This is a genomic window from Marinibacterium profundimaris, from assembly GCF_002210095.1.
GTDB classification, from domain to species: Bacteria; Pseudomonadota; Alphaproteobacteria; order Rhodobacterales; family Rhodobacteraceae; genus Marinibacterium; species Marinibacterium profundimaris.
The window spans coordinates 1-14,572 of the sequence record NZ_AQQR01000018.1 but is presented as its reverse complement, the minus strand read 5'-3'; the positions used below and the strand labels follow the sequence as shown (position 1 = coordinate 14,572).

General features: G+C 65.8%; 15 protein-coding genes. 8 read left to right on the top strand and 7 right to left on the bottom strand.

The features are described 5' to 3' along the window. Positions 1-72: 72 nt before the first annotated feature. Positions 73-819 carry a rhomboid family intramembrane serine protease gene (locus ATO3_RS23215; RefSeq protein WP_088652277.1) on the top strand — a complete coding sequence of 249 codons (747 nt, stop codon included), beginning with the start codon at positions 73-75 and terminating at the stop codon, positions 817-819. Positions 820-877: 58 nt separating this feature from the next. Here the strand turns inward: ATO3_RS23215 and ATO3_RS23210 are convergent, their stop codons facing one another. After that, positions 878-1,669 (bottom strand): inositol monophosphatase family protein, encoded by a 792-nt coding sequence (locus ATO3_RS23210; RefSeq protein WP_088652276.1) that lies wholly within the window; start codon positions 1,667-1,669, stop codon positions 878-880. 162 nt (positions 1,670-1,831) lie between these two features. Between ATO3_RS23210 and ATO3_RS23205 the strand changes: the two genes are divergently transcribed. Next, positions 1,832-2,854 (top strand): NADP-dependent oxidoreductase, encoded by a 1,023-nt coding sequence (locus tag ATO3_RS23205; protein ID WP_088652275.1) that lies wholly within the window; start codon positions 1,832-1,834, stop codon positions 2,852-2,854. Between the two features lie 51 nt (positions 2,855-2,905). Here the strand turns inward: ATO3_RS23205 and ATO3_RS23200 are convergent, their stop codons facing one another. Further along, the gene (locus ATO3_RS23200) at positions 2,906-3,760 is read right to left on the bottom strand and encodes a LysR family transcriptional regulator (RefSeq protein WP_158218046.1); all 855 of its coding nucleotides are present in this window, start codon (positions 3,758-3,760) and stop codon (positions 2,906-2,908) included. A gap of 120 nt (positions 3,761-3,880) precedes the next feature. On the opposite strand from ATO3_RS23200, the gene ATO3_RS23195 reads away from it, so the two are divergent. Then, on the top strand, positions 3,881-4,876 hold the full coding sequence (locus tag ATO3_RS23195; RefSeq protein ID WP_088652273.1) for a hypothetical protein: 996 nt from the start codon (positions 3,881-3,883) through the stop codon (positions 4,874-4,876). Positions 4,877-4,895: 19 nt separating this feature from the next. On the opposite strand, the gene ATO3_RS23190 is transcribed toward ATO3_RS23195, so the two are convergent. The 3 genes from ATO3_RS23190 to ATO3_RS23180 form a co-directional block, all read right to left on the bottom strand. Then, a complete protein-coding gene (locus ATO3_RS23190; RefSeq protein ID WP_088652272.1) occupies positions 4,896-6,086 on the bottom strand; it encodes a hypothetical protein in 1,191 nt (396 codons plus the stop codon). A gap of 33 nt (positions 6,087-6,119) precedes the next feature. Next, positions 6,120-6,380: a 3-ketoacyl-ACP reductase gene (locus ATO3_RS23185; RefSeq protein WP_088652271.1), complete on the bottom strand. Its 261-nt coding sequence runs from the start codon at positions 6,378-6,380 to the stop codon at positions 6,120-6,122. Positions 6,381-6,456: 76 nt separating this feature from the next. After that, positions 6,457-7,362 (bottom strand): LysR family transcriptional regulator, encoded by a 906-nt coding sequence (locus ATO3_RS23180; protein WP_088652270.1) that lies wholly within the window; start codon positions 7,360-7,362, stop codon positions 6,457-6,459. Positions 7,363-7,457: 95 nt separating this feature from the next. On the opposite strand from ATO3_RS23180, the gene metF reads away from it, so the two are divergent. From metF to ATO3_RS28625, 5 genes are all read left to right on the top strand, one after another. Beyond that, complete coding sequence (metF, locus tag ATO3_RS23175; protein WP_088652269.1) at positions 7,458-8,330, top strand: methylenetetrahydrofolate reductase [NAD(P)H]; 873 nt, start codon at positions 7,458-7,460, stop codon at positions 8,328-8,330. A gap of 179 nt (positions 8,331-8,509) precedes the next feature. Next, a complete protein-coding gene (locus tag ATO3_RS23170; protein WP_233152288.1) occupies positions 8,510-9,004 on the top strand; it encodes a PaaI family thioesterase in 495 nt (164 codons plus the stop codon). Between the two features lie 194 nt (positions 9,005-9,198). Beyond that, positions 9,199-10,053, top strand: a complete 855-nt coding sequence (locus ATO3_RS23165; RefSeq protein WP_088652322.1) for an alpha/beta fold hydrolase — start codon at positions 9,199-9,201, stop codon at positions 10,051-10,053. Between the two features lie 116 nt (positions 10,054-10,169). Further along, complete coding sequence (gene parE / locus ATO3_RS23160) at positions 10,170-12,125, top strand: DNA topoisomerase IV subunit B (protein WP_088652268.1); 1,956 nt, start codon at positions 10,170-10,172, stop codon at positions 12,123-12,125. A 15-nt stretch (positions 12,126-12,140) separates the two neighbouring features. Beyond that, the gene (locus ATO3_RS28625; protein ID WP_143747344.1) at positions 12,141-12,923 is read left to right on the top strand and encodes a hypothetical protein; all 783 of its coding nucleotides are present in this window, start codon (positions 12,141-12,143) and stop codon (positions 12,921-12,923) included. Positions 12,924-13,106: 183 nt separating this feature from the next. Here the strand turns inward: ATO3_RS28625 and ATO3_RS23155 are convergent, their stop codons facing one another. Next, the gene (locus ATO3_RS23155; RefSeq protein WP_088652267.1) at positions 13,107-13,505 is read right to left on the bottom strand and encodes a c-type cytochrome; all 399 of its coding nucleotides are present in this window, start codon (positions 13,503-13,505) and stop codon (positions 13,107-13,109) included. 346 nt (positions 13,506-13,851) lie between these two features. Beyond that, positions 13,852-14,418, bottom strand: coding sequence for a PA14 domain-containing protein (locus ATO3_RS23150; protein ID WP_088652266.1), 567 nt, complete (start codon positions 14,416-14,418; stop codon positions 13,852-13,854). Positions 14,419-14,572 lie beyond the last annotated feature (154 nt).

The window sequence follows — 14,572 nt, the reverse complement described above, 5'->3', positions numbered from 1 at the left end:
GTTCTCTCCCGAACACTCCGCCGGTCCGGGTTTGACTTGACCGCGCCGGGCATTCCGAGGAGCTTCGCGCCCATGTTCCCGATCCGCGATCACAACCCGTCCGGCCGCACCCCCTACGTCACCTATGCTCTGATTCTGGCCAACGTGGCGATCTTCGCGCTTTACACAGGGGCGCTGGCGGGGCCGGAGGCGCTGAACCGCTTCTACATGACCTGGGCGCTGATCCCCGCCGAGGTCACCAGTGGCCAGGGCTGGGTGACCTTCCTCAGCTCGATGTTCCTGCATGGCGGACTGATGCACCTGGCCGGCAACATGCTGTTTCTGTGGATCTTCGGCGACAACCTCGAGGACGAGATGGGCCATATGCCCTTTCTCGGCTTCTACCTGGCCTCGGGCATCGGCGCGGGGCTCATCCACGTGCTGGCGGCGCCGTACTCGCCCGTGCCCACGGTCGGTGCCTCGGGCGCGATCGCGGGCGTGATGGGCGGCTATCTGCTGCTGTTCCCGAAGGCGCGGGTCGATATCCTGCTGATCCTGGTGATCTTCTTCAAGGTCTTCCCGGTGCCGGCCTGGCTGATGCTGGGGCTGTGGTTCGCCTTCCAGTTCCTGGGCGGCTGGGGCGCCGATCCGAACGCCGGCGGCGTGGCCTACTGGGCGCATGCGGGCGGCTTCGTGATCGGCTTCGCGCTGTGCCTGCCGCTCTGGGCGCGGCTGGGGGGCTTCGCCTTCTGGACCCGCACCCATGGCCTGCCGCCGCATCCGCAGGCGACCTATCGCATGTCGCGCACGCGGATCCCGAAGGTGCCGCGCCGCAGATAGGCGGCGGCCCCCTCGTCAGGCCTGACGGCCTGCCTCGGTCTCGTGGGGCAAGAGGGCCTCAGCCCTCGTTGCGGATGATCTTGGCGAAGTTCGGGAACAGGTTGGAGTTCCCGCAGATCACCGACTTGCTCTCGAAGATGTCGGCTTCGGGCGTGATCGATTCCACCAGCCCCCCGGCCTCGCGCACGATCACCAGGCCCGCAGCCATGTCCCAGGGGCTGAGCCCGCGTTCCCAGTACCCATCGTAGCGGCCCGCCGCCACATAGGCGAGATCCAGCGCCGCGGCGCCCCAGCGCCGCACCCCGGCGCAGACCGGCATCAGCCGCGCCATGTCCTTCAGCGATGCCGGCAGGTGGGGCGAATTCGCGAAGGGCACGCCGGTGGCATAGATGCTTTCGATCATCCGGATCCGCCCGGACACCCGCAGCCGCTGGTCGTTCATCCACGCGCCCGCGCCCTTCTCGGCAAAGAACATCTCGTCCTTGGCGGCGTCGAACACCACGCCCGCCACGATCTGCCCCTTGTGTTCCAGCGCGATCGACACCGCCCAGTGCGGCAGCCCGTGCAGGAAGTTCGTCGTCCCGTCCAGCGGATCGACGATCCAGCGCCGGGTCGGGTCCTCGCCCTCGGCCTCGCCGGTTTCCTCGCCCAGCCAGCCGTAGGTCGGGCGCGCCTCTCTCAGCTCTTCCTTCAGGATGGTCTCGGCCGCGATATCGGCCTTCGACACGAAATCCCCCGCGCCCTTGGTCGAGACCTGCAGGTTCTCGACCTCGCGGAAATCCTTGACCAGCGACCGGCCCGCCTTGCGTGCCGCCTTGATCATGATGTTGAGGTTCGCACTGCCAATCATCGGGGGAAACTCCTGTCCGGTTGGGTCGGGCGTATACTTGCCATCCCCGCACTTGCCAAGGGCACCTTCTCACGCATTGCAAAGCGGCGCCCTTCGCCGCGTCACGGCTTGACCGCGCCGCCATCGGGCCCACCTTGGCCCCAACAAGAAGGAGACACAGACATGCCAGACACCATGCGCCGCATCGTGCTTGCCAGCCGCCCCGACGCCGCCCCGGTCCCCGACAACTTCCGCCTCGAAGAGACAGCCATGCCCACCCCCGGCGAGGGCGAGGTGCTGGTGAAGGTCGAGTACATGTCGCTTGACCCCTATATGCGCGGGCGGATGAGCGCGGCGAAATCCTATTCCGCGCCCGTCGAGATCGGCGAGACCATGACCGCCGGCGCCGTGGGCGAGGTCATCGCCTCCAACAGCGCCGATTTCGCGCCGGGCGACAAGGTGCTGGGCATGTTCGGCTGGGCCGACCACGGCTGCCTGCCCGCCAGCCAGCTGCGCAAGCTTGACCCGTCGCACGGGCCGATCACCACCGCGCTTGGCATCCTCGGCATGCCCGGGATCACCGCCTGGCACGGGCTGAACAAGATCGGCCAGCCCAAGGCGGGCGAGACGCTGGTCGTGGCCGCCGCCACCGGGCCGGTGGGATCGCTCGTCGGTCAGCTGGCCAAGGCCAAGGGCCTGCGCGTCGTCGGCATCGCCGGCGGGCCGGAGAAATGCAAGCTGGCGACCGAGACCTTCGGCTTCGACGCCTGCCTCGATCACCGCGCCTACGAGGACGCCAAGGCGCTGTCGGCCGCGCTTCAGGACGCCTGCCCCGACGGGATCGACATCTATTACGAGAATGTCGGCGGCAAGGTGCTGGCCGCGGTGCTGGAGAACATGAACGCCTTCGGCCGCATCCCCGTCTGCGGCATGATCGCCTGGTACAACGGCGCGGGCGCCGACGACATGCCGCTGGCCGCCGCCTGGCGCAGCATCCTGACGAAATTCCTGACCGTGCAGGGCTTCATCATCTTCAACCACTACGACACCTTCCCGCAGTTCATCGAAGAGGTCGGCCCCAAGGTCGGCGCGGGCGAGCTGCGCTACCTCGAAGACGTGGCCGAGGGGCTGGAAAACGCGCCCGAGACCTTCATCTCGATGCTCAAGGGCGGCAACACCGGCAAGCAGATCGTCAAGATCGCCTGAGCCGGCACAAGATCCTGCCCGGGCCGCGCGCGGACATCGCGCCCCGGGCTCTCAGCGGAACTGCGACACGATCCAGTCCACGATCCTCTGCACCCTTTGCTGCCCCACATGCTCGCGCGACCAGGAGACATACAGCCACTCCTGCGCCGGGCCGGGGCTGACCCAGACCTCCACCAGCCGTTTCGCGCGCAGGTCTCCCTCGGCCATGTAGCGCGGGGTGATCGCCACGCCGTGGCCGTTGATCGCCGCGTCCAGCGCCAGCGCCGAGCGGTCGAAGTTCAGCAGGACGGGCCGGCTGCGGTGCCCGGACTGCGCGATCAGCCGCTCCCACCGGCGGTGGGCATCCTGCAACAGTGGCAGGGTCAACAGCGTCTCAAGCCCCATGGGCCAGTCCGGACGCAGGAAATCCGGGCTGCAGACCGCCACCAGCCGGATCCCGGTCAGCTCGGCGCAGTGATGCGCCGGGTTCGGATCGGGCGCCATGCCGGGCCAGATCGAAATCTCGTTCCGGCCCAGGCTGCGCGACAGCACCTGGTCATGCACTTCGGTCCGAAGCGCGACATCCGGGAACCGCGCGGCAAAGGCCTTCATCCGCGGCATCAGCCATTTCGTCGCCGTGGACGAGCCCAGGTGCAGCGTGAACCGGTCCCCGCCCTCGGCAAGGCCGGCGATGGCCGTGTCCAGGATCGCCATCGCCTCGTCCACCGCCTGCCGGCAGCGCTCCCCCTCCGGTGTCTGCGCCACGCCGCGCGGCTGGCGCAGGAAAAGAACCACGCCCAGGTCGATCTCAAGCTGCTTGATCCGCTGCGATACCGCGCCACGCGTCAGGTTCAGCTCCTCCGCCGCCTGCTGGAGGTTGCCGTGCCGCGCCGCCACCGCAAAGATCCGCAGGGCATTCAGGTTCATCTGTCTCATCGCCGGGCCCAAGCCGTTAGGTTTTCTTAACGCACGCGCAAATCTCCTGCTTTGTCAAGCATCGCGCCGTGGCGCTAGGCTCCGGACACCGCCCGCCAGAAAGGACAGACCATGGCCCCGACGATCCGCCCCGCCACGACCGACGACATCGCAGCGCTGGTAGATCTGCTGCTGCAGGATGCCGAGGCCCGGCGCGCCGTAGATCCGATCCTGTGGAAGATCGACGACGACGCGCCCACGCAGATCGAAAAGGCGCTGACATTCGCCCTGACCGCCGAACAGCAGCCGTTCCGCCAGATCTGGCAGGTGGCCGAAGAGGCCGGCGCGCTGACCGGGGTGATCCATTCCATGCTGCTGCCCGTCCCGCCGATCTACGCCGGACCGCTGGGCGATCCCGGCCTGATCCTGCCCGACAGCTTCGCCGCCCCCGGCGCCTCTAACGGGACCGTGGACGCGCTGGTCGCGGCGGCCGAAAAGGCGCTGCAAGACTCCGGGGCCCGGATCCTTCTGTCCTCCTATGTGACCGGCCAGGACTGGCAGGACAGCTTCGCGCGCCGGAACTACGCGCCGCTCACGCTCTATCTGTCGCGCAGCGATCTGGGCGACACCGCCCCTCCCGCCACCGTCCGACCCGCCACCGAGGCGGATGTGCCCGGCATCGTCGCCCGCAGCGCGCTGCACCGGAAAAACCTTATCCAGATCGACCCGTTCTGGGAAACCCACCCGGAGGCCGATGCCCGCTTCGGCGCCTGGATGACCCGCAGCCTGTCCCTGCTCGACCGCGACATGCGCGTGATCGGGCCGGCCGACGATCTCGACGGCTATGTCATCGCGCAGCCGGCCTCGCGCCTGCATTTCCCGCCCGCCCACGACATCACCGGCACCGGCGTGATCGACGATTTCCACCATCGGGACCTCACCGACATTGCGACCCTTGACGGCGGAGAGGGCGCCGCCGCGCTGATCCACGCGGCCGAGGCCGCCCTGGCCCGCCGGGGCATGGGCGCCGATTTCGTGGTCTGCCCCGCGGGCTGGCCCTCGAAGATCGCGCTGCTCGAAGGGCTGGGCTACGAGACCGCCATGGTCTGGTCGATCAAGCGGGGCTGAGACGCGGGCGCGCCGGGGCTCACTCCACCGGCTTGCCGAAGAGTGCCGCCAGCGCGCCACCCACCGCGATCAGGGCAAAGAGCACCGCCCGCCCCTTCTGGTTGCAGGCCCGGGCCGAGACGGCGGCGATGCCCGCCTGGAGCGCGTAATAGGCCGCGAAGGCGCGCGAGGCATAGCTGATGATCTCGAAGATATCGGCCGTCCAGGTCAGCAGGATCCCGAAGCCCACCACCCCGGCATAGGCCACCCGGGGCGTGACCAGTCCGCGCGTGAGCTCGTTGACCAGCCCGCCGGAGCCGTTGGTATCCGCCACCGCAGCGCTGAACTGCGCGCTCAGCGCCGCCGCCACCAGCAGCACAGGCAGGATCGGGGCGACACCCTCCATCAGGTCGATGATCGAGGTTTCGTCCAGCGTCAGGACACGCGGATCGAAGGCATAGGTCAGCAGCACGATATAGATCATGTAGATCGCCGCCGCGAGCCATTGCGCCATCCGCATGGACCGGATGCGGGTCGCCGAGTCATAGGACGCGCCCAGGTAGCGCGAGGTCTCGAACCCCTGGACGGTCACCACCAGCCCGGCGCCCAGCATCAGCGCGGGCCATCCCGTCAGGGTCCCCGGGTTCAGCACCAGCGCCCCCGCCTTCGCCGTCTGCGCGAAATGGACGATCAGCCCCACCAGCAGCCCCGCGATGATCGCAAGCTTCAGCCCGACCGAAACCTGTTCCAGCCGCTCCAGCGCGGAAAACCCGCGCGACCAGCCCACCGCTAGCACGACCAGGAAGACCGATGTGGTCAGCAGCCGCGCATGATAGCTGTCGTCAAGCGCGGTCAGGCTGACCCCGAAGGCCCCGAAGAGGTTCAGGTAATAGGTGACCGAAATCAGGTAGGCAAAGGCCAGCACGGCCGAGGCCAGCGTCTCGGCGCGCTCGGCCAGGGGCGACCGGCGATCGGTCGCCTCGATCCGCGCGATGTTGTAACGGATCGCCCAGCCGAACAGCCACGCCACCGCGCAGAGAGCCAGCATGACGAAGGGCGCCGCCGCCCCGTAGCTGACATCCAGGATCGGGCCGAGCACCAGGAACCCGCTGCCGATGATGGAGGCCAGCGGCGTGATGGTCGCCCGCCACAGGGTCGCATTTGCCAGCCGGGGCCACAGAAGAAGGCCGCCGGCCAGGACGACACCGGCCATGATCAGGAAATTTGTCACGAACTCTCTTTGAACCGTCCGGGTCCCCGTCCGTCAGGACCGGGCAAGGTCGATGCTGTTGATCCACGCCAGAACGTCGCGTTCCAGCGCGCTGACATGATGGTCATGAACCTCGATCTCGGCCACGTCCCGGTCAAGCGTCTCCTTGAGAAACCTGTGCCGCGCGATCAGCTCGCCACTGGTCAGGTTGTGCCCGTCGTTGAGACCCCGCCGGAACGCCATCTTCTGTCGTGCTGCGTCCAGCCTGGCCGCGATCTTGTCCAGCCGGTCGTGCAGGTCGGTCGTGCTTGGCATAAGAACGTCCCCTCTTGCCACGGTGCGCACAGGCTAACCGCTTCGCCGGCGCGCTTCCAGAGCCCGCCGCGCGGCCTCATGCCGTCTGCAGCTTCACCGCCTCGCTCTGTGCCAGCGCGATCAGGCGCTGCACAAAGGGTTTCTCGCGGTCATCGCTGCGCACCGCGGCATAAAGCCGTCGGGTGATGCCGTTTTCGGTCAGCGGCCGGGTCACGTAATCCGACGAATATTTCACCTCTCGCACCACCCAGTCCGGCAGGACCGACACCCCCCGGTTCGACGCCACCAGCAGCAGGATCACCGCCGTCAGCTCCACCTGCCGGATCGACGCCGGTTCGACCTTGGCCGGGATCAGCAGCTGGCTGAACACGTCCAGCCGCGAGCGTTCCACCGGGTAGGTGATCAGCGTCTGGCCCCGGAAATCCTCGGCCTCCACGTAAGGCTTCGACGCCAGCGGATGCCGCGCCGAGGCGACGAAGACCGGCGCGTAATCGAAAAGCTTCACGAATTCGACGCCCGGCAGGTCCTCGGGGTCCGAGGACACCACAAGGTCGACCTCTTCCTTCAGCAGCGCCGGCAGCGCGTCAAAGGCCAGCCCCGGGCGGATATCCACGTCGATGTCGGGAAAGTCCTTGCGGAACCCTTCCAGCACCGGGAACAGCCATTCGAAACAGGCGTGGCATTCGATCGCGATATGCATCCGCCCGATCCGCCCCGACCTCAGCGAGGCGAATTCCTCCTGCGCGGCCTCGACCTGAGGCAGGATCTGCTCGGCCAGCCGCAGCAGGCGCCGCCCGGCGGGCGACAGCTTCATCGGCTTCGACCGCCGCACGAACAGCTCAACGCCCGCCTGCTCCTCCAGCCCCTTGATCTGGTGGCTCAGCGCGCTTTGCGTGATGTTCAGCTGATCGGCCGCACGGGCCAGCCCGCCGCAATCGTGGATGGCCTTGATCGTCCTCAGGTGGCGGAATTCCAGGTGCAATTCAGATCGTCCTCATCTTGTTCTTGAACAATATGAAATAGCCTCACCATGGCCGCTCGTCTAGACAGGGATCAAGCAAAGAGGATTCCCCTTACATGACCGTGCCCGAGATCTCCTTCGAATTCTTTCCCCCGCGCGACCTCGAAGCGTCGTTCCGCCTTTGGGATACGGTTCAGGTGCTTGCGCCGCTGGCGCCGCGCTTCGTTTCGGTGACCTATGGGGCCGGCGGCACCACCCGTGACCTGACCCGCGATGCCGTCGCCACCCTGCACAAGCATTCCGGCCTGAAGGTCGCCGCCCATCTGACCTGCGTGGATGCCACGCGCGAAGACACCATGGCCATCGTCGACGGCTTCGCCCAGGCCGGTGTGCGCGATATCGTGGCCCTGCGCGGCGACCCGCCGAAGGGCACCGACAAGTTCGTCGCCCATCCCGACGGCTTCGCCAATTCCTGCGAGCTGATCTCGGCCCTGGCCAAGGCCGGCGATTTCAACATCCGCGTCGGCGCCTACCCCGAGGCCCATCCCGAAGCCGCCAATGCGCAGGCCGATATCGACTGGCTCAAGGCCAAGCTCGACGCCGGCGCGACCGAGGCGCTGACCCAGTTCTTCTTCGAGGCAGACACGTTCTTCCGCTTCCGCGACGCCTGCGTGAAGGCCGGGATCGACGCGCCGATCGTGCCGGGCATCCTGCCGATCGAGAACTGGAAGGGCGCACGCCGCTTCGCCATGAGCTGCGGCACCCATGTGCCGCAATGGCTGGACGATGCCTTTGCCGCCGCCGAACGCGACGGCGACGGCCGCACCGACCTGCTGGCGACGTCGCTCTGCACCGAACTCTGCTCCGACCTGATCGAAGGCGGCGTGGACAAGATGCACTTCTACACGCTCAACCGTCCCGAACTGACCCGCGATGTCTGCCACGCCCTGGGCGTGACGCCGAAGGTCGCGCTCGAGAACGTGGCCTGAGCCACCCTCGGATCCCCTCCGGATCCTCTGCAAGACACTATGCCGTGCGCCCGCCCAGGCCGGGCGCCGGCCCCGGCGGCCCCCACGGGACGCAGCGTCAGCGCCCCGAAACGTCAGATCAGACGTTTCCCCGCGCCTCCCCCCTGCCTAGCCTGTCCGCGCAGCCAGGGGAGGACCAGATGACCGCAACCGATTCCACAGCCATGCCCGCAACCGGCCTGATGCCGATGTCCGAAATCGCCGGCATGAGCGGGCTCGACTACCTGCGCGGCATGGCCGAGGGCCGCTATCCCGCGCCGCCGATCGCCGCCACCATGGGCTTTCACGGCGCCAGCTTCGACACCGGGCTGGCGATCTTCCGCGGCACGCCCGAGGCCCACGTGCTGAACCCGATGGGCGGCGTGCACGGCGGCTGGTACGGCACGATCCTCGACAGCGCCATGGCCTGTGCGGTGATGACCCGGCTTGCGGTCGGTCAGGCCTATACCACCCTGGAATACAAGGTGAATATCACCCGCGCCATCCGCCAGGGGATGGAGGTCGAATGCCGCGGCGAGGTCGATCACTTCGGCCGCACCACCTCCGTCGCCCATGGCGAGATCCGCGGCGTGGAAGACGGCAAGCTTTACGCCACCGCCACCACCACCTGCCTGATCATGCAGGTCCCCGGCTGACCTGCCGCCCGGGCCTGTCGCCCGGACTTTCCGCAGGCAGCGACAGACAGCCGCGCAAGGCGTGGCTTGGCGCAACACCATCAGGCGGCGGGACGCGGGCCCGGGTTCGGGATATGATCCGCGCGATAGGTCGGGCCACCCGGTCCACATGACCGGCCCCGCGGGAGGACAGCACAGTGATCACCGAAACCTGCATGCTGAACGGGCAGCCGTTCCACCTTTATCGCTGGGGCGATGTCTCGCTGCCGCCGCTTTTGATGCTGCACGGCTTCCCCGAACATGGCGGCGCCTGGGCCGATCTCGCCCCGCTTCTCGCCGACCGCTTCCACTGCGTCGCCCCCGACCAGCGCGGCTATGGCCGCAGCTGGGCGCCCGAGGGTGTGGGCCACTACCGCCTGTCGCAACTCGTCTCCGACATGGCCGCCCTCGCCGACCACCTCGGCGGCACGGTCCGCCTGCTGGGCCATGACTGGGGCGCCTCGGTCGCCTATGGCCTGGCCATGGCGCATCCCTCCAGGGTCTCGCGCCTGGCCATCGTCAACGGCGTCCACCCCGCCCCCTTCCAGCGCGAACTCGCCAAGGGCGGCGCCCAATCCGAAGCCTCGCAATACATCAACACGCTCCGCCGTCCCGGGTCCGAAGATTACCTCTCCGCCGACAATTACGCGAAACTCTTCCAGCTCTTCTCCGCCAACATGGACCTCACCTGGCTCACCCCCGCCCGCCGCGCCGACTACCTCGCCGCCTGGAGCCACGACGGCGGCCGCCTGCGCTCCATGATCGACTGGTACCGCGCCTCGCCCCTCAAGGTCGCCGCCCCCGGTCAGCCGCTCTCCGACCCGCCCGACCTCCCCCTCGACCGGATGAAGATCACCTGCCCGCACCTGCTGATCTGGGGCCTGAACGACACCGCGCTGCTGCCCGTCTCGACCGACGGCCTCGAAACCTTCGCCCCCGATCTCACCCGGGCCGAGATCGCGCAGGCCGACCACTGGGTGATCCACCAGCAGCCCGATCGCGTCGCACAATTGCTGCGCGACTGGCTCTGACCGACTTATCCCTCAAATCGTCCACAGCTCCCTGCCCCTCGCGGCACCAATCCCCCTTCCCCCTCCCGCGCCCGCCTGCAATACTTGGCCCCAAATCCAAGAACACGAGCAGCGGCATGAATGATCTCCTCTCCGGGGCCTCCCCGTCCGACTACGACGCCTCCTCCATCGAGATCCTCGAAGGGCTGGAGCCCGTGCGCAAACGCCCCGGCATGTATATCGGCGGCACCGACGAACGCGCGCTCCACCACCTCGTGGCCGAGGTGCTCGACAATTCCATGGACGAGGCCGTCGCCGGCCACGCCAACCGGATCGAGGTCGAGCTGCACGCGGATTATTCCATCACCATCCGCGACAACGGGCGCGGCATCCCCATCGACCCGCACCCGAAATTCCCCGACAAATCCGCGCTCGAGGTCATCCTCTGCACCCTGCATGCGGGGGGCAAGTTCTCCGGCAAGGCGTATGAAACCTCCGGCGGCCTCCACGGCGTCGGCGCATCCGTGGTCAACGCCCTGTCGGATTCCATGATCGTCCAGGTCGCCCGCGACAAGACGCTCTATGAGCAACGCTTCTCCCGCGGCATCCCCCAGGGCCCCGTCGAGAAGGTCGGCGCCGCCCCCAACCGCCGCGGCACCACCGTCACCTTCCACGCCGACGAGGAAATCTTCGGCCACCACCGGTTCAAGCCCGCGCGCCTGTTCAAGTCGATCCGCTCCAAGGCCTACCTCTTCTCCGGCGTCGAAATCCGCTGGAAGACCGCCATCGACGACGGTGAAACCCCGCTCGAGGCCACATTCCACTTCCCCGGCGGCCTCGCCGACTACCTGACCGAGACGCTGGGCACCGCCACCACCTATTCCGAACGGCCCTTCTCCGGCACCGTCGACTTCCGCGAAAAGTTCAACACGCCGGGCAAGGTCGAATGGGCGATCAACTGGACACCCTCGCGCGACGGCTTCATCCAGTCCTACTGCAACACCGTGCCCACCCCCGAAGGCGGCACGCACGAGGCCGGCTTCTGGGCCGCCATCCTCAAGGGCATCCGCGCCTATGGTGAACTGACCAACCAGAAGAAGGCCGCCCAGATCACCCGCGACGACCTGATCACAGGCGGCTGCGCGCTGGTCTCCTGCTTCATCCGCGAACCTGAATTCGTCGGCCAGACCAAGGACCGCCTCGCCACGACCGAGGCGCAGCGCCTGGTCGAAAACGCCGTGCGCGACCATTTCGACAACTGGCTTGCCGCCGACACTAAATCCGCCGGCGCGATCCTCGATTTCCTGATCCTGCGGGCCGAGGAACGCCTCCGCCGCAAGCAGGAAAAAGAGACCGCCCGCAAATCCGCCACCAAGCGCCTGCGCCTGCCCGGCAAGCTGGTCGATTGCACCAACTCCGCCCGCGACGGCACCGAAATCTTCCTGGTCGAGGGCGACAGCGCCGGCGGCTCGGCCAAGATGGCCCGCAACCGCAAGACCCAGGCCCTGCTGCCGCTCCGCGGCAAGATCCTCAACGTGCTCGGTGCCGCCTCGTCCAAGCTCACCTCGAACGCGGAAATTTCCGATCTGGCACAGGCCCTCGGCGTGGGTCTCGGCACGCGGTTCAACGTTGACGACCTGCGCTATGACAAGGTCATCATCATGACCGACGCAGATGTCGACGGCGCCCATATCGCCTCGCTGCTGATGACCTTCTTCTTCACCCAGATGCGGCCCATGATCGACGCCGGGCACCTCTACCTCGCCTGCCCGCCCCTTTTCCGCCTGACGCAAGGCCCCAAGCGCGTCTATTGCATCGACGAGGCCGAGCGCGACATCTGGCTGGAAAAGGGCCTGGGCGGCCGCGGCAAGATCGAGGTCTCCCGCTTCAAGGGCCTGGGCGAGATGGACGCCAAGGACCTGAAAGAGACGACGATGGATCCCAATTCGCGCAAGCTGATCCGCGTGACCATCGATGAGGACGAACCGGGCGAGACCGGGGACCTGGTGGAACGGCTGATGGGGAAGAAGCCGGAATTGCGGTTCCAGTATATTCAGGAAAATGCTAGGTTTGTTGAGGAGTTGGATGTTTAGGGGGCTGTTCTACGTATGTATATTAGACTTCCAGTATTATTGAAGGGGTCAAACAGTATACCGTTCACGTCTGCTTTTCACGATGACTCTCACATTATCGAAAGCCTTGACAGCCTTGGATGCCGGGTTCCTGCTCGACTAGGGCCTGACGGAAGTCGATTAAGTGAGTATACAACCGAAAAAGTGCAACCTGGAAAAACAGTTAAAACAGGCACCATTCTGCATCTGCGTGATCTAGCCGCAAAAAATGCAGAGAAAGTTTTTGACAGCAGAAGCTTGAAAGAAATTAATAAATATGGAATTTACTTCGGCACTCTTCCGACATACGAAGCAAATTTTTATGTGGCGCGGACATCTGACGAGAGCCTGACGATTTTCATATCACAAAGAGATGTGGCAAAGCTACATGCGTGTTCGCAACACTTAATTCAAAGATTGCTCGAACTTCCGATCTGCGACATTACTAGAACTCTTCAGCAAAGAGCAGATATTTATTCGTCCTCAGAAAAATCCATAGTGGGAACGGGAAAGGTTAAAAAAAGATCCTTAGCGACCCTGTACCTGCAATCAAAGATTGATTTTAAAGTCTTCGGTTCCTCCGTCGTGCTACTCCTTCTATTTGGAATTCTTTCTCACATACCCAACAACACGTCCAGTCAGCTTCTGAACTCTATTTTTGGATGGTCAACTGAGATCTGGAAAGCGTGTTTAGGCGCGACAATAGGGTCAGGTTTGGCCATCATGGGAAACTTTCTCACTATGGAAAAAAGTTTCTTTGACTTTGACCCCGGAATTTAGCCTGCTAACACTCAGCTGAAAACAATATTCAGAAAAGGTCCATCCACACCATACCGAAGAAAAGCCTCATTGTTCAATTTTGAAAAAGGTAATATCAATTTAACCTGTGGGGAATTTTTCTTAAAACCACGCAATCTCACTAAAATGAGTGAATACTCCAATTTTGGGACTGCGCAAAATTCCCTACCCCTCCTGCACCTCCATCAAATACGCCACCACATCCGCAATCGGCCGGCTGGTCTGCACCGCCTCGCCCGACAGCGTCTCCACCGGCACCACGTCCCCGCCCAGGAAGAACGGCCCCCACACCGGCATGGGGGAGCCATGGCTCATCAGCGGGTCCTGCCCGTCTATCCGCTCCACCACGCGCAGCAGGGGAAAGGCCCCGCCGTTGCGCGCCGTCAGTGTCGTCAGGTCGGACGGTTGCAGCACCAGAACCGGCGCCATCGGCCCGTTCCCCCGGGCCTCGGCCCCGTGGCAGGTGGCGCAGGACTGGGCATAGATCAGGGCCCCTTCCGCCGCATCCTGCGCACCCAGCGGCGCGGCCAGCAGCATCAGCGGGACAAGCAGGGACAGGCGCATAGCGATCTCCTCCGGTATCGCGGTCATCACGTGGGGCCATCCTAACGCCCCGTCCCGCCCCCCGCCTTGCGCCAGATCAACCCGGCGCGCGCCCGGGCCTCCGCGACGCCCCCGGCAGCGCGGCCGCCTGTCAGGGCGGACAAGCGGCCCGCGCGCGCCAAAGACCCCCGCAGCCCCCGGCCCGGGGCCCCAACCCCGCGGCCCAATTCCTAACGAATGGTAAATCCGCGGCTGTAACCCCTTGGAAACACGGGGGCGGCCTGATGTCCCACGCGTGGGACATCCCCCCACGAAAAAGGGCGGCACCCGCCGGGCCCGCCCCTTTTCGATCCGATGAAACCCCGGCCTATTTGTACCCGAAGGCCGAGTTCGGAACGGCCCCCTTCTGGCCCGAGGGCGTCTGCCATTCCATCTCCAGGCAGGAATTGCTCAGCCGCTGGAACCACAGCCCGTTCAGCGGGTACCACCCCGCCTGCGGGATGCTCACGTTCACCCAGCCCGTGCTCGAACAGGGCGTCCGGTCCGTCTCATAGCCCACCCGGACCCCGCCGATCGCCATGTTCAGCCCGTCATTGGTGAAGAACCGCAGCCGATAGGTCCCGGCCTCGTCAAAGCGGATATAGCCGGTGATGCGCGCCGCCACCGAATGCTGCTTGCCCGAGGTCAGCGCCGTGCCGCCCACGATCTCGGGATAGCTCAGCCCCGCCAGCGGCTTGCCCCGCACCGGCGCATCCTGAAGCGCCCGCTCGGCATGGGACAGCAGCTTGACGTCCATCGGGAAGGCATAGGTCACCGCAAGCCCGGATTTCAGCCCCGACGGCTGCGGGTTCGCCGGGGTCAGCGCGGTCTGCGCCACCGCCCCCGTCGCCAACAGGCCCAGCGCCGCAATTGCGCCGATCAATCTCTTTCTCATGACACGTCCCCTTTGAACCAGCGGGCCACCCCCGGCCCATGCCTTGCGGCGAAAGCATATGGGGCAGGACACCTGCACGGCAAGTTCCCCGTAGGCTGACCCCCGGTAATTTAGAGCCTCAGACCTTTAACCTGAGACATATCCGGCAGCCTTG

Bases quoted from the DNA above. Each gene is read 5' to 3' on its own strand.
- ATO3_RS23215 (WP_088652277.1), top strand. From the start codon at position 73: ATGTTCCCGATCCGCGATCACAACCCGTCCGGCCGCACCCCCTACGTC.
- ATO3_RS23170 (WP_233152288.1), top strand. From the start codon at position 8,510: ATGACCGCAACCGATTCCACAGCCATGCCCGCAACCGGCCTGATGCCG.
- metF (WP_088652269.1), top strand. From the start codon at position 7,458: ATGACCGTGCCCGAGATCTCCTTCGAATTCTTTCCCCCGCGCGACCTC.
- parE (WP_088652268.1), top strand. From the start codon at position 10,170: ATGAATGATCTCCTCTCCGGGGCCTCCCCGTCCGACTACGACGCCTCC.
- ATO3_RS23185 (WP_088652271.1), bottom strand. From the start codon at position 6,380: ATGCCAAGCACGACCGACCTGCACGACCGGCTGGACAAGATCGCGGCC.
- ATO3_RS23165 (WP_088652322.1), top strand. From the start codon at position 9,199: ATGCTGAACGGGCAGCCGTTCCACCTTTATCGCTGGGGCGATGTCTCG.
- ATO3_RS23205 (WP_088652275.1), top strand. From the start codon at position 1,832: ATGCCAGACACCATGCGCCGCATCGTGCTTGCCAGCCGCCCCGACGCC.
- ATO3_RS23210 (WP_088652276.1), bottom strand. From the start codon at position 1,669: ATGATTGGCAGTGCGAACCTCAACATCATGATCAAGGCGGCACGCAAG.
- ATO3_RS23200 (WP_158218046.1), bottom strand. From the start codon at position 3,760: ATGAACCTGAATGCCCTGCGGATCTTTGCGGTGGCGGCGCGGCACGGC.
- ATO3_RS23150 (WP_088652266.1), bottom strand. From the start codon at position 14,418: ATGAGAAAGAGATTGATCGGCGCAATTGCGGCGCTGGGCCTGTTGGCG.
- ATO3_RS28625 (WP_143747344.1), top strand. From the start codon at position 12,141: ATGTATATTAGACTTCCAGTATTATTGAAGGGGTCAAACAGTATACCG.
- ATO3_RS23195 (WP_088652273.1), top strand. From the start codon at position 3,881: ATGGCCCCGACGATCCGCCCCGCCACGACCGACGACATCGCAGCGCTG.
- ATO3_RS23155 (WP_088652267.1), bottom strand. From the start codon at position 13,505: ATGCGCCTGTCCCTGCTTGTCCCGCTGATGCTGCTGGCCGCGCCGCTG.